The following is a 16895-nucleotide window of genomic DNA, read 5'->3' as shown; positions in this document are numbered from 1 at the left end:
TCCTCAGTTCGCGTTGAAGTACTTGGCCTGCGGGTGGTGCACCACCATCGCATCGGTGGACTGCTCGGGGTGCAGCTGCAGCTCCTCGGAGAGCTCCACCCCGATGCGTTCGGGTTTCAGCAGGGAGACGAGTTTTCTGCGGTCCTCCATGTTCGGGCACGCCGGGTAGCCGAACGAGTAACGCGATCCGCGGTAGGCCTGGTCCCGGATGGCCTCGTCCACCGCGGATTCCTCGGCGGCGAAACCCAGCTCCACACGTACCCGGTGATGCCAGAACTCGGCGAGGGCCTCGGTCAGCTGCACGGAGAGGCCGTGCAGCTCCAGGTATTCACGGTAGCGGTTGGACTCGAACAGCCGCTGGGTGCCCCTGGCAACCTCGGTGCCCATCGTCACGAGCTGCATCTCCAGCACGTCGGGACCGAGCTCCCGGGTCTCATCCGCGTCGCGGAAGAAATCGGCCAGGCACAGTCGGGAGTCGCGGCGCTGCCTGGGGAAGTCGAAACGTGTCAGCTCCCGGGACGGATCATCGGGGTCCCCGACGACGAGGGTGTTCCCCTCGCTGTGGGCCGGGAAGTAGCCGTAGACGACGGAGAAGTTCGCGAGCTGCTCAGTGGTGATGCGATCCAGCCACATCCGCAGGCGCGGCAGGCCCTCCGTCGCCACGAGTTCCTCGTAGCCCGGGCCGTCCTTGACGGGTTTGAGTCCCCACCGGCCCAGGAAGGTGGCGCGGTGATCGAGCCACCGGGCCACGTCAGCGACGGGCAGTCCCTTGACCACCCGGGTTCCCCAGAACGGCGGGGCAGGCACGTCGATGCGACGTTCCACGTCGTCGGAGCGGCGGGTGTCGATCTCGCGCTCCTCGACCACCTCGGTCCTCCTGTACCGGCGTTTCTTCGGCTCGGGAAGTCTGGCTCCCGGAACTCCCTGTTTCACCGCCATCACGGCGTCCATCAGGGCGAGTCCCTCGAAGGCGTCCTTCGCGTAGCGCACCTCACCGTCGAACATGTCGTTGAGGTCGTGTTCCACGAAGGCTCGGGTCAGCGCCGCCCCGCCCAGCAGCACCGGGTACTTCTCCGCCAGGCCGAGGCGGTTCAGTTCGGCGAGGTTGTCCTTCATCACGAGCGTGGACTTCACCAGCAGGCCCGACATGCCGATGGCGTCCGCGCCGTTGGCCTCGGCGGCGTCGATGATGGCCTGGATCGGCTGCTTGATGCCGATGTTGATGACGGTGTAGCCGTTGTTGCTGACGATGATGTCGACGAGGTTCTTGCCGATGTCGTGGACGTCGCCGCGCACCGTGGCGAGCACCAGGGTGCCCTTCCCGCTGCTGCCCTCGACCTTGTCGATGTGCGGTTCGAGGTGGGAGACGGCGGTTTTCATGACCTCGGCGGACTGGAGCACGAACGGAAGTTGCATCTGTCCGGAGCCGAAGAGTTCACCGACCACCTTCATGCCGGCCAGCAGGTCCTCGTTGATGATCTCGAGGGCCGCCTTCCCGGTCAGGGCCTCATCCAGGTCGGCCTCGAGTCCCTTGGCCTCCCCGTCGATGATGCGGCGCCGCAACCGCTCCGCCAGGGGCAGGGCTGCCAGTTCGGCGGCACGGGACGCCCGCACGGAGGCGGCGGTGACTCCCTCGAACAGTTCCAGGAAACGGGTCAGCGGGTCGTAGCCGTCGCGGCGGCGGTCCCAGACCAGGTCGAGGGCCACCTCCCGCTGCTCCTCGGGGATGCGCTCCATCGGGATGATCTTCGCCGAGTGAACGATGGCCGAGTCCAGTCCGGCGGCGACGCATTCGTGCAGGAACACCGAGTTCAGCACCATCCGGGCCGCCGGGTTGAGCCCGAAGGACACGTTCGAGACCCCGAGGGTGGTCCGCACCCCCGGGTAGCGGCGCTTCAGTTCGCGGATCGCCTCGATGGTCTCGATGCCGTCGCGGCGGGTCTCCTCCTGCCCGGTGGCGATCGGGAAGGTCAGGCAGTCGACGAGGATGTCGCCGATGTCCATGCCCCAGGTTCCGGTCAGCTCGTCGATCAGGCGCGAGGCGACCCGCAGCTTCCAGTCGGCGGTGCGGGCCTGCCCGTCCTCGTCGATGGTCAGGGCGACCACGGCCGCGCCGTGTTCCGCCACCAGCGGCATGACGCGGGCGAAACGGGAGTCGGGACCGTCGCCGTCCTCGTAGTTGACGGAGTTGATCACGCAGCGCCCGGCGAGTTTCTCCAGACCCGCCTGGAGAACCTGCGGTTCGGTGGAATCCAGCACGATCGGCAGGGTCACGGCCGTGGCCAGCCTCCCGGCCAGCTCCTCCATGTCGCTGATGCCGTCGCGGCCGACGTAGTCGACGCACAGGTCCAGCACGTGCGCACCGTCGCGTGCCTGTCCCTTGGCGATCTCCACGCAGTCGTCGGTGTTCCCGGCCAGCATCGCCTCCCGGAACGCCTTGGACCCGTTCGCGTTGGTGCGTTCCCCGATGTTGAGGTAGCTGAGATCCTGGTGGAACGGCACCTCCACGTACAGCGACGAACAGGTTCGTTCCGTCGTGACCTCGCGGGGACGCACCTCGCGACCCCCGAACCGTTCCGCGAGCAGCCGGATGTGGGCGGGGGTGGTTCCGCAACACCCGCCGATCACGCACAACCCGTAGTCGTCCAGGAAGGTCGCCAGCGCGTCCGCCAGGGCCTCGGGGCCGAGCGGGTAGACCGCGCCGTCGGGGGTCAGCTCGGGCAGGCCCGCGTTGGGCATGGCGCCGATACCGCAGGACGCGTTGCGCGACAGGTACCTGAGGTGTTCGCTCATCTCGGCGGGCCCGGTGGCGCAGTTCAACCCGATCACGTCGACGCCGAGGGCCTCCAGGGTGGAGCGGGCCGCCCCGATCTCGGAACCGAGCAGCATGGTGCCGGTGGTCTCGACGGTGACGTTGACCAGGATCGGGAGATCCACCCCGAGCCCGGCCCGGGCGCGTTTCGTGGCGATCACCGCGGCCCTGGCCTGCAGGAGGTCCTGGCAGGTCTCGATCTGCACCGCGTCGATGCCGCCCGCGATCATGGCCTCCACCTGGGCCTGGTAGGCGTCACGGATCTCGGCGAAGGCGATGTGCCCCAGGCTGGGAAGTTTCGTCCCGGGACCGACCGAACCGAGGACGAAACGCGGTTTGTCGGTGAATCCGTCGGCGGTTTCCCTGGCGATGCGGGCCCCGGCCCCGGCAAGCTCCGCCAGGCGATCCACGATGCCGTACTCGGCGAGCGCGGCCAGGTTGGTGCCGAAGGTGTTGGTCTCCACGCAGTCGGAACCCGCCTCCAGGTAGGCGCGGTGCACCGCCGAGACCACGTCGGGCCGGGTCACGTTCAGAACCTCGTTGCAGCCCTCGAGGCCCTGGAAGTCGCGCTGCAGATCGAGATCGCCCTGGGCCTGCAGCATGGTTCCCATGGCCCCGTCGGCCACGAGGACACGGGAGTTCAGCAGGTCACGAAGAGTGGTCACGGCGGGTCATCCTCCCCGCCGCGTGCCAGCCACGCCTCGATCAACTGGCGCGCCAGCGAGACGGGTCCGGGAAGAGCGAGTTCTCCTTCCGCCACGGCCCGCCGCAACCCCTGCCTCGTGTGGAAGGAACCCCAGGTGAGTTCCTCGCCGTCGAGGCGCGGTTCCGTACCGTCGGTTCTCGCCTCGAAACCCAGCATCAGGGATCGTGGGAACGGCCAGGGCTGGGTTCCGAAGAACCCGAGGTCACGGATGGTCAAGCCGGTCTCCTCGCGTATCTCTCTGTGGCAGGCCTGTTCCGCCGATTCCCCCGCCTCGATGAACCCGGCCTGCACGGAGACGCGGTTGCCCGGCCAGCCCCGGGCGTGCGTGAGCAGCAGGCGGTCGGCGGGGTCGGTGACGGCGAGGATGACCGCGGGGTCGGTACGCGGGAAGAGTTCCCGACCGCAATGCGGGCAGCGACGCGCGGTTCCCGCCCGGTCGGGTGCGGTCTGCATCCCACATCGGGGACAGACAGGATTGCTGCGGTGCCATTCGTAGAGGGCCGTCGCCATCATGGCCAGCTGGGTCTGGCCCGGGGGAAGATCGAGGGTTCGCAGGTCCGTTCCGCCCCCGCCGTCGCTGCGCGCCCACCAGATGTGACCGTCCAACCGGCCCAGCAGCAGGTCGTCCGGCCTTCGTTCACCGTCGAAGACCTCGGAGACCAACTCGCCGTCCGCCACGGGGATCTCCAGCCCGGGGCCGAGTCTGAGGCACCGGGACAGCGGGTGATGGGCCAGTTCCGTCAGTGCCCGTTCGTGGCCGCGCGACTCCTCGAGCCGGTCCAGGGCCGCCCGGGCGTTCCAGTGGTTCACCCCTCGAGGTTATCCGCTTCCCCGGCCGGTTCCCCGCCATCCCGGCCGTCCGTGAATTCCTCGTCCTGCGCAGGGGATTCCCGGGCGCCGACGATCGTTTCCCCGTGATCCGCGGCAGGATGCTCGTCCTCGGGTGTGCCCGTGCCCTCCGCCTCGGCGGGTTCCTCCGTCTTCTCGATTCCTGCCGCGGCCTGGTGGAGCCGGGCATCGCGGCGTCCGGCCAGCCAGAGGTAGCCGGTCACGGCGACGAATCCGCCGCCGGAGAGGAGGAGCCACCACGGGAAACGCGGCAGATCGGAGTCCTGCAGCGCCCTGTCCACTTCCTCCTGGGGTGTCGGGATCACCCGTTCCCCGGTGACGAGGATCCGGTGGGTGTTGACCCCGAGCGGGGTGCAGGTGACCAGGGTCAACAGGTCGTGGCCCTCCTTCGGGTACAGGGCCTCCTGCTCCTCGGGCGCCACCACCTGCGTCTGGCGCACCTCGTAGACCAGCACCTCACCCATCACCTCGATGGTGAAGGTGTCGCCGACGTGCATCCTGTCCAGGTTGGTGAACATGGTGGCCTCGGCGAGGCCACGATGGGCGGTGATGACGGAATGGGTGGATTCACCGCCCACCGGGAGGGACGTGCCCTGCAGGTGTCCAGCGCCGCGGAGCAGCGTCAGGTCGGAGGTGCCGTGATAGACGGGAAGGTCGACGTCGATGCTCGGGATCCGGATCCGGGCCATGATGTCGGCCGGGCCGTTGAGCAGTTTGTGGTATTCATTTCCGGCGGTCTCCTCGGCGCTCCGGGGCACGTTGGTGTCCGGGGCGAGGATCGCCCCGGACCTGAGTTTTTCGTTGTAGGCCCGGGCATCCGCAAGGGCCTCCCCGGAAGCCGCCGATCCGGTTTCGTTCCCGGTTGCCTGTCCCTCCCTGCGCAGCGAGTCGTTGTAGGTGTCGATCAGCCGCGACTGCTGGTACTGGGAGAGCCACGAGGCTGCCGGGGTGTAGCTGAGGAGCACGATCCCCGTCAGCGCGCACGCCGCGGCCAGCCATGTCACAAGGCCGGGTCTCCAGCGTCGTGGGCGCTGACGGGAACGTGATGTCACGGTGCTCCGAGGTCCTTCTCAGCTCCGCCTGCGCCGGGTGGCCGTCCGGCCGAGAATCATCACGGCTCCGCCGATCACCAGCAGCCCGATCCCCCCGGCGGCCAGCGCGACCTGGCCGATTCCACCGGTCAGGGGAAGTTGTGGAACGGTCTGCTTGGTGTTCGCGATCGGTTTGTAGTTGTCCGCGGTGGATGTGGGCTGCGCCGGAGTGACGGTCGTACCGGCTTTGACCTCGATCTGCTGGGCCCCGACCTTGGCGTAGCCCGCAGGGGCCTCCTCCTCGACCAGGTAGTAGGTGCCCGGCCGCACCACGGGGAAGAGGATCTTGCCGTCGGGCCCGGTGGTCAGTTCTGCGATGGCGACATCCTGACTCGGGCAGGTCTCACTGGTGCAGAGCTTGAACTTGGCTCCGCTCAGGAAGCCCTCGTTGCTGCCGTCGTACTTGTAGACGGTGAGCTGGCCCCACGTGGTGGTGGCGATCTCCTCGGTGGAGTCGATCCCATTGATGGTCACCTTGGCCTTGTTGGTGAAAACACCGTTGGTGGCCTGCGACACGTCGGTGACGTCGGTGACCAGGGTCAGGACCACTTTCCGTCCGCCGTTGGCCTTCAGCTTCGTGATGCCATCCGGTGTGAAGGTGCAGGTCAGGTTGCCCGTGCACGAGTAGTCGTCGTTGTTCACGAAACCGATGCCGTCCTTGACGCGAAGCTCGATCTGGGTGTCGTCGAGGGTGAGACCCGCGGGCAGGGTGTCGGTGATGACGTAGCTCGTGATCTCGGTGCCCTGGCCGCTGAGCGGGATGTCGGTGGTGATGGTCCACTTCACGTCGTCGCCGTTGTACTTCGCCTGAGCGACCGAGTCGTCAACGGTTTTCTCGATGCCCGCAACCGAGTTCTTCGGGTACACGTGAACGTCGTAGTTCCACTGGTTGTCGTCGGTGTAGTAGGGCAGGGTGACCAGGAAGGGTTTGCTGCCGAGCACGACCTTGGTGTCGGGGGAACCCGTGTTGGTCTCGATCACCAGGTAGAGCCCGAGATCAAGACCGTGCCAGCTCGCAATACCTCCGCCGGACGTGGTGACGGCCGAGATCTCGGTGGAGGTGTGGGCACCGACGGTGGTTCCTGACTCCGGGGCTGTCAGGTCCTTAGCCGCTTCCCAGCCGCCCGGGGTCGTCAGATCGATGCCGTTCACCTTGTAGAGCGTGAACGTGACCCCGTCGATCGGGGTGCAGCTGATGCCCGTCTGTCTCTTGCCGTTCGCCGCCGCCCCCGGGTTTTCCGGCTGGACGCACTTGTGAAGCGTCAGGTCGGCCTTCTGGGCCGGGTTGATGTTGGCCGAGTCGGCGTGCGCCGGTGCCGTGAGCCCCAGCAGGCCGGCGGCCAGGGCCGCGACCAGCGACAACAGCCGCCTGCCGGGCTTGTTCCGAGTGGTCATCTGATTCCCTCCATCTGTTTTGTCGAGTTCCTCGACGGTTTCGCGTGTGGCCCCGTTCGGATCACGGGATCACGAGTGCTTGTTCCTCCGGCGGCGTTTGAGGAGGACCAGCGCGGCTGCGACGATCAACAGGCCACCCCCCAGGTAGTGGTAGATCTCGCTCGGTGTGCCCCCGGTCAGCGGCAGCACCGGGACCGGAGAACGGGTGTTCTCGAACGGGTCCTCCACCGTCTGGTGCAAGGCCTGCGAACCGATCTGGAGGGTTTCCTCCCGTGTGGTCAACAGGTAGCCCAGCGGCGCGCCGGTCTCCATGAGTGTCCAGGTGCCCCACGACAACCTCTCGACCCGGAACGAACCGGGTTCGGGATCCCGGTCGGGTCCCGCGCAGCTGCCCGGAGCGACGCAGTCCGTGATGTCGGTGATGGTCGCCCCCGAGGCATTCGTCAATTTCCAGACGGAACCGGCCAGCGGGATCGTCGTTCCCGATTCCGTCTTCCGCCAGGAGATGGATCCCGGCAGGCGATCGTTGGGGATCGCGCCGATCTCGAGAGGCTCGGATCCGGTGTCGGTGCTGCTGAGCCGGATGATCTGCTCGGAGAGGTTCGACAGCGTGTACCCGGGTGGTGGCGTGACCTCGGTCAGTGTGTGCTCCCCCCATTTCAGTTCCTCCAGCAGGAAGGAACCCGCCCCGGGATCCTTGTCCGGTCCCGTGCACAGGCTGCGATCGGCGGCGACGCAGTCGGTGATCACCAGTCCGCCGGGGGCGGTGGGACCTTTCAGTGTCCACTCGGATTCCCCGATCAGTTCGCCGGTTTCGCTGTCGGTCTTGGTCCATTTGGCGGAGGCGGGTTTGTCCTTGTTGACGAGTTCCACCTGGCTCCCACCCACGGCGGTCAATCCGGGGTTCAGGAACTCGTATCCCTTCATGACCTCCGGAGCCGCCTTTTCCTTGAACTGGAAGAATTCCCCTACTGGCACCACGAAGGTGTTCGCGTCGGTGACGGCGGTGTTCCCCGGGACGACGCGTTCGGTGTCGCCGGTTTCGCCACCGAAGTTTCCGGTGGCGGTCAGCGTCCAGTCCGCGGCGTTCGGGGCCGGGTCGTAGTTGTTCTGGAAGGTTTTGAGCAGCGACATCAACTGGTACCGCTCGGCGGCGCAGGGGTGGTTCGTCGCTCCGTCACGTCCCTCGGCGGTGCGGTTCTCGCAGGTCACGTTCGTCGCCGGGGTGGCAACACCCGCCTGTCCCCAGGCGACGTTGCGCAGGTCACGGTCTCCCCCGACCTTGAGGCGCACTCGATAGGTCAGGGTGAGTGTCTCGTTGGGGGCCAGCGTGCCCCGCCAGGAGATCCTGCTCGTGTCCGGGTCGAAGATCACGTCACCGCGTCTGCTGTTCCCGACGGTTGCCTGCAGGGAGTTCGTGATCACGGTGGCGTCGTCGACCACCCCGCTCAGGTCGTCGAAGACGTAGGCCGGGCTGGTGTTGGTGAAGGGGGTTCTGCTCGGGTTCTTCGCGGTGACGGTGTAGGTCACCTCATCGCCCGCGAATTTTTTCCCGGCCAGGGCGTCGGAGGCCTTGGAGATCTCCAGTTCGTAGGTGCTGATCTGCACCTTGTGGTCCTCTACCTCCCCGGTGACGGTCAATCCCGTGGGGCTCGTCAGGGAATCCGCCGTTGCGGCGGCACGCAACCGCAGGTAGCTGTTCCCGGTAGCCGCATCTCGCGGAATGGTCCAGGTCAGGGTGGCGCTGCCCCCGGCGCACTGCACCGTGTCGGATGCCTCCTCCCGGTCGAAGACCCCGTTGCGGTTCCAGTCCACCCAGCCACGGTTGTGGCCGCGGCCCGTGCAGACGATCTCCTGGGTGGCGGTTCCCCCGCCCTGCATCACGTGGTAGAGCGGTGTTCCCGATATGGCGTCCTCGTCGTTCGGGCTGGTGGGGTTCTTGTCGTCCTGGGTGCCGTCACCGTTCACGGGGTTGACCGGTTCGGGGTCTATGCGTCTGCCCAGCATCACTTCGGGATTCCTGGGTGGCCATGCCAGTCTGGTGCTGAAGGCATCGGTGGTGCCGTCGGGAAGTGATGAAGCGTTCCAGCCCGTCAGGTACTGCGCGGCCGCGGCTCCGTAGCTGATGGGGGCATCGCCGTAGTCCAGGTTGATGATGGCGCCCACGGCTACTGCCGCTTGTCCCTGACCGAACATTGTGATGGTCGCCTCGGAGACGTTGCTGGCGGCCATGGCGACGGTGGGGCCGGTGTTGGGACAGGTCACGCCACCCGGGAGAAGCGTCAGGGTTCGTGATCCTCCCGATGTGCTCTGCTGGGCCAGCGTCGTCGATGTGCAACCGGTGTCGCGGATCCGATCCAGGACCCGCCACTGGGCATTGCTGCTGGTTTCCACCTTGATGTATTCGTCGGGATTCGGATCGCTGGACTCGGCATCGGCCACGACCATTCCGTCCACCGGGACACGCTGCCCTCCCGCGGGGAAACCCGGACCGGAAACGATGGCCGAACAGGAAACCTTGAAACTGACCGTGGTCCTGCTGTATTTGGTGTGAATGGCATTGGTCATCTGGTTGTTGGTGCCCGTGCCACCACGGTTGTACAGGTCGTCCAAACCGTCCTTCCGCCAGCTTCCCGCGGTCCAGACATCCAGTGTGGTGTTTTTATTGTATCCGTACCCATCGCCGGAATCCGGTTGTGACAGGGTGCATTCGAGGGCGATCGTCGTGCTGCCGACCTTCGTGTACTGGGTTTTCGTGAGTCCCGAAGCAGGGATGATGTCGCCCTTTTTCCCCCACTCGGCCCAGACCACGGAGTTGACGAAATAACCCCGGCCACCGGTGGCGTAGTCGGCCTGCGCCGGCCGCGGGATGAGAACAATGCTGCCCACGGCCGCGACAAGGGCGGCGAGCATGCCGAACACGATGCGCTTCAGCAAATTCATGGGCGCCTTTCCGGCTCGGCATCGAACATTGTTCGGAAAATGACGGAATACCCCATGTGACAGAGTTGATCCCCCCAAACTCCTCGGTGAGCATAAATCCCGATCAACACCTCTGTCAATCGTTGCCGACCCGCCCGGTTTGAGGTCACCGGCAGGGCCAATAGACTGGAAGGATGCAGCACCCCCGGCCCGAGGACCTCAAAAACCCGGCCGTCGTGATCGCCTTCAGCGGCTGGAACGACGCGGCCAACGCGGCCAGCGACGCGTTGCTACACCTGATGGAGCACTACCCCTCGTCCGAACTCGAGACCATCGATGACGAACGTTACTTCGACTTCCAGGTGACCCGTCCGATCCTGCGCCGCTCCCCCGACGGCCCATGGATCCAGTGGCCCCACATCACCCTTCAGCGGGTACGCCTACCGGAACGCGACCTGATCATCGTGGTCGGTCCCGAACCCAACCAGTTGTGGCGCAGCTTCTCGCGCGAGCTGGTCCAACGGTTGAAGCGCTATGACCCGTCGATGGTGCTGTTGCTGGGAGCCATGCTCAGCGACACCCCGCACTCTCGTCCCCTTCCCGTCGCCATGTACACCTACGACTCGCAGCTGCGTGGCAGCCTCGCCATCGAGGAACTCACCTACGAGGGTCCGACCGGTATCACGGGCGTGGTCAACCAGATGCTGATCGCCGAGGGATTCCCCAGTGCCTCCATGTGGGTCTCCATTCCCCACTACGTCGCCACTCCCCCGAACCCGAAGGGACAGCACGCCCTGCTCAGCCGCATGGAGCAGGTTCTGGGTGCCAGTCTGGGAGCCGGTGACCTGCTCGGTGAGGCCGGCAAGTGGGTGCAGGCCGTGGATGAGCTGAGCGCCGAGGATCCCGACGTCGCCGAGTACATCGAACAGTTGGAGGAGGCCCGCGACGCTTCCGATGTGGAGGGCGCCACCGGCGACTCCATCGCCGCGGAGTTCGAACGCTACCTCCGTTACCGGGGCGACGAACCGGGCTGATTCAGCAGCACCACGCGGAGCCGGCCAGCTCACGTAGTTCCCGCACCATGGCGTCCGGATCGGGGGCGTTGTAGACCGCGGAGCCGGCCACGAAGGTGTCGGCGCCCGCCTCGGCGCAGCGTCCGATCGTGTCCGCCGACACTCCGCCGTCGACCTGCAGCCAGATCGGGCGGTCCCCGATCAGCTCCCGGGTGCGGCGGATCTTCGGCAGCACGAGATCGAGGAATTTCTGCCCGCCGAAACCGGGTTCGACGGTCATGAGCAGCACCATGTCCAGTTCGTCGAGCATCTCGGAGTAGGGATCGATCGGGGTGGCGGGCTTGAGGGCCATCGACGCCCTCGCTCCGCGGGCCCGCAGCTCCCGGGCCAGCCGGATCGGGGCGTGGGCCGCCTCGACGTGGAAGGTCACCGACTCCGCGCCGGCCTCGGCGTAGGCCGGGGCCCAGCGGTCCGGATCCTCGATCATCAGGTGAATGTCGAGAAGCTGATCGGTCACCTTGCGCAGGCATTCGACCACGGGCAATCCGATCGTCAAGTTCGGCACGAAATGGTTGTCCATGACATCCACGTGCACCCCGTCCGCTCCCGGTATCCGTCCGATCTCGTGGCGGAGGTCGGCGAAGTCGGCGTTCAGGATGCTCGGGGTGATGCGCATGGCTGAAGCCTAGCGGCGCCTCAGCAGGGCCAGGAACATGGCGTCGGTTCCGTGGCGATGGGGCCACAGCTGAACGTACCCGCCCCGGGAGGCGCCGGGCACCTCGGGAAGCAGGGCTGCTGCATCCAGAAGTTCCAGACGCGGGTTGTTCTTCAGAGCCGCCTCGACGATGGCGGCGGTCTCGTCGACGTGGGGTGAGCAGGTCACGTAGGCGACCGCTCCCCCGGGAACCAGCAACCCGGTGGCGGTTTCCAGCAGGGCGCGTTGCAGCGAGACGAGTTCCGCAAGGTCGGCCGGTGTGCGGTGCCACCGGGCCTCGGGCCGGCGACGCAACGCCCCCAGGCCGCTGCAGGGGGCGTCCACCATGATCCTGACGAAAGGAGCGTGCCGCCTGACCGGTTCCGGGTCACGCCCGTCGGAACAGACGACGCTCGCCGTCCCGGCCGGGTAGGCGGCCAGGGCCCGTTCGACGAGTCCCGCGCGATGCGCCGCCACCTCGTTGGCGACGAGGTGCTCCCCCCGTTCCCGGGCCAGTCCCGCCAGCAGGGCGGCCTTTCCCCCGGGGCCGGCGCACAGGTCCAGCCACGGCCCACTCGGCGCCTCCACCCGGGTCAGGGCCAGGCACACCAGTTGCGAACCCTCGTCCTGCACGCCGGCCCGCCCCTCCCGGACGGCAGCCACATCGCCCGGAGCCCCGTCGAGGACCGCCCCGAACGGTGAATACACGGTGGGGACGGCGGGGGCGAGTTCCCCCACCTCGGCGAGCCCGGGACGCACCACGAGGGTTGGTCTCGGCGCCAGGTTGTCGGCCTCCAGGGCCCGGGCCACCTCGTTTTCCGGCAGCACCCGTTCGAGGGCCTCCACGATCCAGCGAGGATGGTGGGTCCTGATCGCCAGCCCGCCGGTTTCGTCGAGGCCCTCGCTCAGCAGCTCCACCCATTCCTGGAGGTCGCGGGCGGTGATCCGGCGTCCGACGGCGTTGACCAGGCCGGTGACCCGCTGCCCGACCGTTCCGCGGGCCAGTTCCACGGTGGTGGCGACGGCCGCCCGCGCGGGCACCGTCATGCTCAACGCCTGATGCGCGAGCAGCCTCAGCAGGTCCACCACCGCGGGTTGCATGGTTTTCAGACCCCGGCCCGATGCGGACTCGATGATCGCGTCATAGGTGCCCCGCAGACGACAGGTGCCGGCGACGAGTTCCGTTGCGAAGGCCGCGTCCCTGGTTTCCAGGCCCGCCCGGGCCAGCCGTTTGGCGAGCGCCAGGTTCGCGTAGGCGTCCTCCCCGCTGACCTGCCTCAGCACGTCGAACGCGACCCTCCGGGCGGATGGGTCCCTGCTCACACGAGCCTCCCGGATGCGGCGCCGGAACGGGCCCAGTCGATGGCTGCCATTCGTCGTTTGCCCGGGGCCTGGACCTCCAGCAGTTCGAGAACGCCGTCACCCGCTCCGACGAAGACCTGGCGTTTGGTCGCGTGCAGTTCACCCGGTGCCGGAAGTGCCGGGGCGGATGGGGTAACGGCCAGCCGCGCCCGGTACAGCTTGAGCCGTTTTCCGTTCAGCTCGCACCAGGCACCCGGTTCCGGGGAGCAGCCGAGGATGTGGTTGCGAACCTCGACCGCTGGCCGGGTGAAATCCACTCGCGCCTCCTCCACCGTGATCTTCGCGGCCCGGGTCACCCCGTCGGTTTCCTGGGGCACGGGGAGCTCACCCGCCGCAATGGCGTCGATGGTGTCGACGAGCTGGGCTGCTCCCGAGATAGCGAGCAGGTCGAGCAGCTCCCCCGCGGTGGCCTCCGGCATGGGGCGGGCGGCGATCCGGTAGACGTCCCCCGCGTCGAGTTCCCGGACGATGCGGAAACAGGACGTCCCGATCTCGGGATCACCCGCCATCACGGCCCGCTGCACCGGGGCCGCCCCGCGCCACCTGGGCAGCAGGGAGAAGTGCAGGTTGATCCAGCCGTGGGCAGGGATCTCGAGGACCGGGGTGGGCAGCAGGGCACCGTATGCGACCACGGCGCACACATCCGGGGCCAGTTCCCTCAGCCGGTACCGGAAATCCGGGTCCCGGGGGTGAGCGGGTTTGAGGACCTCGAGCCCGAGTTCCGCGGCCCGAATCGCGACCGGTGAGGGGGTGAGCCGGCGTCCGCGGCCCGCCGTGGCGTCCGGCCGGGTGAGCACCGCCATCACCTCGTGTCCCGAATCCATCAGGGCGTCGAGGCTCGGCACGGCCACCCTGGGGGTGCCGGCGAACACCAGTTTCATGGTTTCCTCCTCACGTGAGGGTCATCGGATCGACCTGCAGGAACAACCGACCGCCCTCCTTGCGGGCCGACCGGATGGCGGACGCGTGCTTGACGGCCCTCACCAATTCGCGTCCCTCCTCCAGGGGGCAGCGCAGCAGGGACATCGCCTCCGGGTCGGGATCCTCCCGTATCAGGGTGGGTCCCAGCACCTCGGCGCCGGTGAACGGATCGTTGTCCAGGAAGGCCGCCACCGCCTCCGGGTCGCCACCCACCTGAACCGCCTTGACGGCCGGGGGCAGGCCGGCGGCGGTACGATCGGCGAGTTCCCGGGCGGCGAATCCCCCGGGGTCGGCCCGGAGCAGCGCCTGAACCGTGGAGTCCTCCGCGGGTCCGACAATCAGGATTCCCCCCCCGTCGACCGCGGGCCGCACCAGACAGGCCACCTGGCACCAGCGGCGCAGGGTCTCCTCGCCCACGCGCAGATCCGCACGCGACAGAGCCAGTTCCACGTCGAGGATCAGGGCTCCCGCGTAGCCACCCGGGACCGTGGGTTCCCCGCCGGGAGTCGCGACGACGACAGCAGGTTCCTCCGGTATCCCGGAGCGGATTCGTTCCGCGGAGGAATTGATCACCCGCACTCCGGGAAAAGCCCTACCCAGTTCCTCCGCGGTGCGTTCCGAACCCACTATCGGGGCATACAACCCGGTGGCGTGGCAACTGGTGCACTCGAACCGGACCGGGGTGTGCCCGCACAGGCGGCAGAGCAGCCGGTCGCGCGACGGGCGGATCAGGGGGCCGCCACATCGGGAGCAGGTCGCCCTCGCCCGGCACCGTTCGCAGCGAAGACCCGAGGAATGCCCGGCCCTGGCCACGGAGACCAGCACCGGTCCGGAGGCCAGCCGAATCCGCAGGTGTTCGAAGGCCTGGCGGGGAAGGCGCAGCCGGTTCCCCCCGGGATTGCTCTGCTGTGCCTCGGGCACCGACCGGAGCGCCGGGCCGATGCGACGCATCTCCCGCGGTGGCAGGGTCAGTTCCCGGAGCCATTGGCGTTCGATCAGCCCCTGGGCCTCGCAGGAGCGGGCGTGTGATGCGAACAGCAACGCGCAGCCGTCCTGAACGGCCCGGATCATCGCGACCGAACGCACGTGCGGACGTGGGAACCGTTCGAAGCAGTGACCCTCGTTGCCGTCGTCAACCACCACGATCAGACCCGAGTCGGGCAGGGGGGCGAAAACCGCTGACTGGGTTCCCACCACGACCCTGGCCCGGCCGCGCGAACACGCCAGGTAGTTCTCGTAACGCAACCCCCTGCTGAGGTCCCAGCTGAGCCGCGCCACACAGCCCTGCCCCAAGTCCCGTTCCAGCCGGGCGGCACCGGCCTCCACACCTCGGGTCGTCGGGAACAGAACCAGCGCCCCGCGTCCCGAGCTCAGGGACGCCGAAACCGCTTCCACCACTCCCCCGGCGAGATCCCCCTGCAGTCCGGCGACGCACGGGACCTGCCAGAAGGCACGCGGAGCGCCACCCTCCGCCAGCGCCACGAGCAGCTCGGCGCCCCCCGGGAAACCCGGCAGAATCTCTGCTTTCCCCCCGGGCGCGGGAACCGGCCAGGTGCGTTGCTCCTGTTTCTCGATCCTCGAGTGGCGGGGGGGAATCGCCAGGCGCGCGACGTCCCACCAGGTTCCCGCGTAGTGGTCGGCGACCGCCCGGATCAGATCGAAGAGCCTCGGGGTCAGGATCTGCTCCGGGGAGATCACCGAACGCAGGTCGGCCAGTTTCCCGTCGGTCTCCGGGGCGCCGACGGAAACCAGCCAGCCGTCCACCAGCTGCCCGGCGAAGGGCACGGTGACCCTGACCCCCGGGCGGGCGTCCCCGGCAAGTTTCCCGGGGATGCGGTAGTCGAAGAGACGATCCAGATGCGCGAGCGGTACGTCGACCGCCACCTTGGCGACCTGTTCGGTGGCCGGAACCTCGAACAGCGTGGCCGACACGCTCAGCCCTTCACGGCCCTCGCCAGAGCCTCCGCGCGGTCGGTGCGTTCCCATGTGGCGTCCGCCTCGGTGCGTCCGAAATGCCCGAGGGTGGAGAACTGCCGGTAGATGGGGCGCAGCAGGTCGAGGTCGGCGATGATGCTGGCGGGCCGCAGGTCGAAGGTGGTGTTGACCGCGTCCACGATCTGCTCATTGGGCACCTTCCCGGTTCCGAAGGTGTCCAGGTAGAAACCGACCGGATGGGCCCGGCCAATGGCGTAGGCAACCTGGACCTCGCAGCGCTCGGCCAACCCGGAGGCCACGACGTTCTTGGCAACCCACCGGGTGGCGTAGGAGGCGGAACGGTCCACCTTGGACGGGTCCTTGCCCGAGAAGGCTCCACCGCCGTGCCGGGCCATCCCTCCGTAGGTGTCGACGATGATCTTCCGTCCCGTGACGCCCGCGTCACCCATCGGACCCCCTATGACGAACTTCCCCGAGGGGTTCACGAAGGTCCGGGCCGCATCCCCGTCGTATCCGTATTCCTCCAGCACGGGAAGGATGACCTCGCGTCTGATTTCCGGGGTCATCACGTCCGGTAGGGAAACGCCGTCGTCGTGTTGCGTGGACACCACGACGGTGTCGACGCCGACGGGTTTGCCGCTCTCGTATCGAACAGTGACCTGGGTCTTGCCGTCAGGACGCAGGTAGTCGAGTACGCCCTGCTTGCGGACATCGGTCAGACGGGCCGCGAGTCTGTGGGCCAGGTGAATGGGCAGGGGCATCAGCCGCTCGGTCTCGTCACAGGCGTAGCCGAACATCAATCCCTGGTCGCCGGCCCCCTGACGGCTGGCGGCATCGCCGTCCTCGTGGGTGCGAACCTCCAGGGAGTCATTCACGCCGCCCGCGATGTCGGGTGACTGGGAACCGATGGCCACCGTCACCCCGCACGAGGCCCCGTCGAACCCGACCCGGGAGCTGTTGTAACCGATCTCCAGGATGCGTTGCCGAACCAGGGTCGCCACGTCAGCCCAGGCGGTGGTGGACACCTCGCCGGCAACCACGACCAGACCGGTCGTGATCAGGGTTTCGACCGCCACCCGGGAAGCCGGATCCTCGGCGAGAAGGGCATCCAGAACGGCATCGGAAATGGAATCGGCGATCTTGTCGGGATGCCCTTCGGTGACCGACTCGGATGTGAACAGGCGGCTCAAGGCTG

11 protein-coding genes are annotated in these 16895 nt (G+C 67.7%); 1 reads left to right on the top strand and 10 read right to left on the bottom strand.

Annotated elements, in window-relative coordinates; translation table 11 throughout:
• Positions 1-3 precede the first annotated feature (3 nt).
• The 5 genes from metH to E0E39_RS06745 form a co-directional block, all read right to left on the bottom strand.
• Entirely contained in the window at positions 4-3477 is a 3474-nt protein-coding gene (metH, locus tag E0E39_RS06765; RefSeq protein ID WP_130874055.1) for a methionine synthase, read from the bottom strand.
• Positions 3474-4328, bottom strand: coding sequence for an NAD(+) diphosphatase (gene nudC / locus E0E39_RS06760; protein ID WP_130874054.1), 855 nt, complete (start codon positions 4326-4328; stop codon positions 3474-3476). The genes metH and nudC overlap by 4 nt, the downstream gene beginning before the upstream one ends.
• Positions 4325-5419, bottom strand: a complete 1095-nt coding sequence (locus E0E39_RS06755) for a class C sortase (RefSeq protein ID WP_130874053.1) — start codon at positions 5417-5419, stop codon at positions 4325-4327. The genes nudC and E0E39_RS06755 overlap by 4 nt, the downstream gene beginning before the upstream one ends.
• Before the next feature lie 18 nt (positions 5420-5437).
• The gene (locus tag E0E39_RS06750; protein WP_130874052.1) at positions 5438-6853 is read right to left on the bottom strand and encodes a SpaH/EbpB family LPXTG-anchored major pilin; all 1416 of its coding nucleotides are present in this window, start codon (positions 6851-6853) and stop codon (positions 5438-5440) included.
• Positions 6854-6922: 69 nt separating this feature from the next.
• The gene (locus E0E39_RS06745; RefSeq protein ID WP_130874051.1) at positions 6923-9796 is read right to left on the bottom strand and encodes a CshA/CshB family fibrillar adhesin-related protein; all 2874 of its coding nucleotides are present in this window, start codon (positions 9794-9796) and stop codon (positions 6923-6925) included.
• Between the two features lie 173 nt (positions 9797-9969).
• On the opposite strand from E0E39_RS06745, the gene E0E39_RS06740 reads away from it, so the two are divergent.
• Entirely contained in the window at positions 9970-10809 is an 840-nt protein-coding gene (locus E0E39_RS06740) for a PAC2 family protein (RefSeq protein WP_130874050.1), read from the top strand.
• A 1-nt stretch (position 10810) separates the two neighbouring features.
• On the opposite strand, the gene rpe is transcribed toward E0E39_RS06740, so the two are convergent.
• Genes rpe through metK form a run of 5 tightly spaced genes read right to left on the bottom strand, consistent with a single transcriptional unit; the run spans position 10811 to position 16890 of the window.
• Positions 10811-11464: a ribulose-phosphate 3-epimerase gene (gene rpe, locus E0E39_RS06735; RefSeq protein WP_130874049.1), complete on the bottom strand. Its 654-nt coding sequence runs from the start codon at positions 11462-11464 to the stop codon at positions 10811-10813.
• A gap of 9 nt (positions 11465-11473) precedes the next feature.
• Positions 11474-12841, bottom strand: coding sequence for an RsmB/NOP family class I SAM-dependent RNA methyltransferase (locus tag E0E39_RS06730; protein ID WP_425470704.1), 1368 nt, complete (start codon positions 12839-12841; stop codon positions 11474-11476).
• The gene (fmt, locus tag E0E39_RS06725) at positions 12802-13725 is read right to left on the bottom strand and encodes a methionyl-tRNA formyltransferase (protein WP_130874047.1); all 924 of its coding nucleotides are present in this window, start codon (positions 13723-13725) and stop codon (positions 12802-12804) included. The genes E0E39_RS06730 and fmt overlap by 40 nt, the downstream gene beginning before the upstream one ends.
• Positions 13726-13735: 10 nt before the next feature.
• Complete coding sequence (locus E0E39_RS06720; protein WP_130874046.1) at positions 13736-15697, bottom strand: primosomal protein N' family DNA-binding protein; 1962 nt, start codon at positions 15695-15697, stop codon at positions 13736-13738.
• A gap of 2 nt (positions 15698-15699) precedes the next feature.
• On the bottom strand, positions 15700-16890 hold the full coding sequence (gene metK / locus E0E39_RS06715) for a methionine adenosyltransferase (protein ID WP_130874045.1): 1191 nt from the start codon (positions 16888-16890) through the stop codon (positions 15700-15702).
• Positions 16891-16895 lie beyond the last annotated feature (5 nt).

Source organism: [Pseudopropionibacterium] massiliense (assembly GCF_900607225.1).
GTDB lineage: Bacteria > Actinomycetota > Actinomycetes > Propionibacteriales > Propionibacteriaceae > Arachnia > Arachnia massiliensis.
The sequence above is the reverse complement of the archived record's forward strand: the minus strand, read 5'-3'. Positions and strand labels throughout refer to the sequence as shown.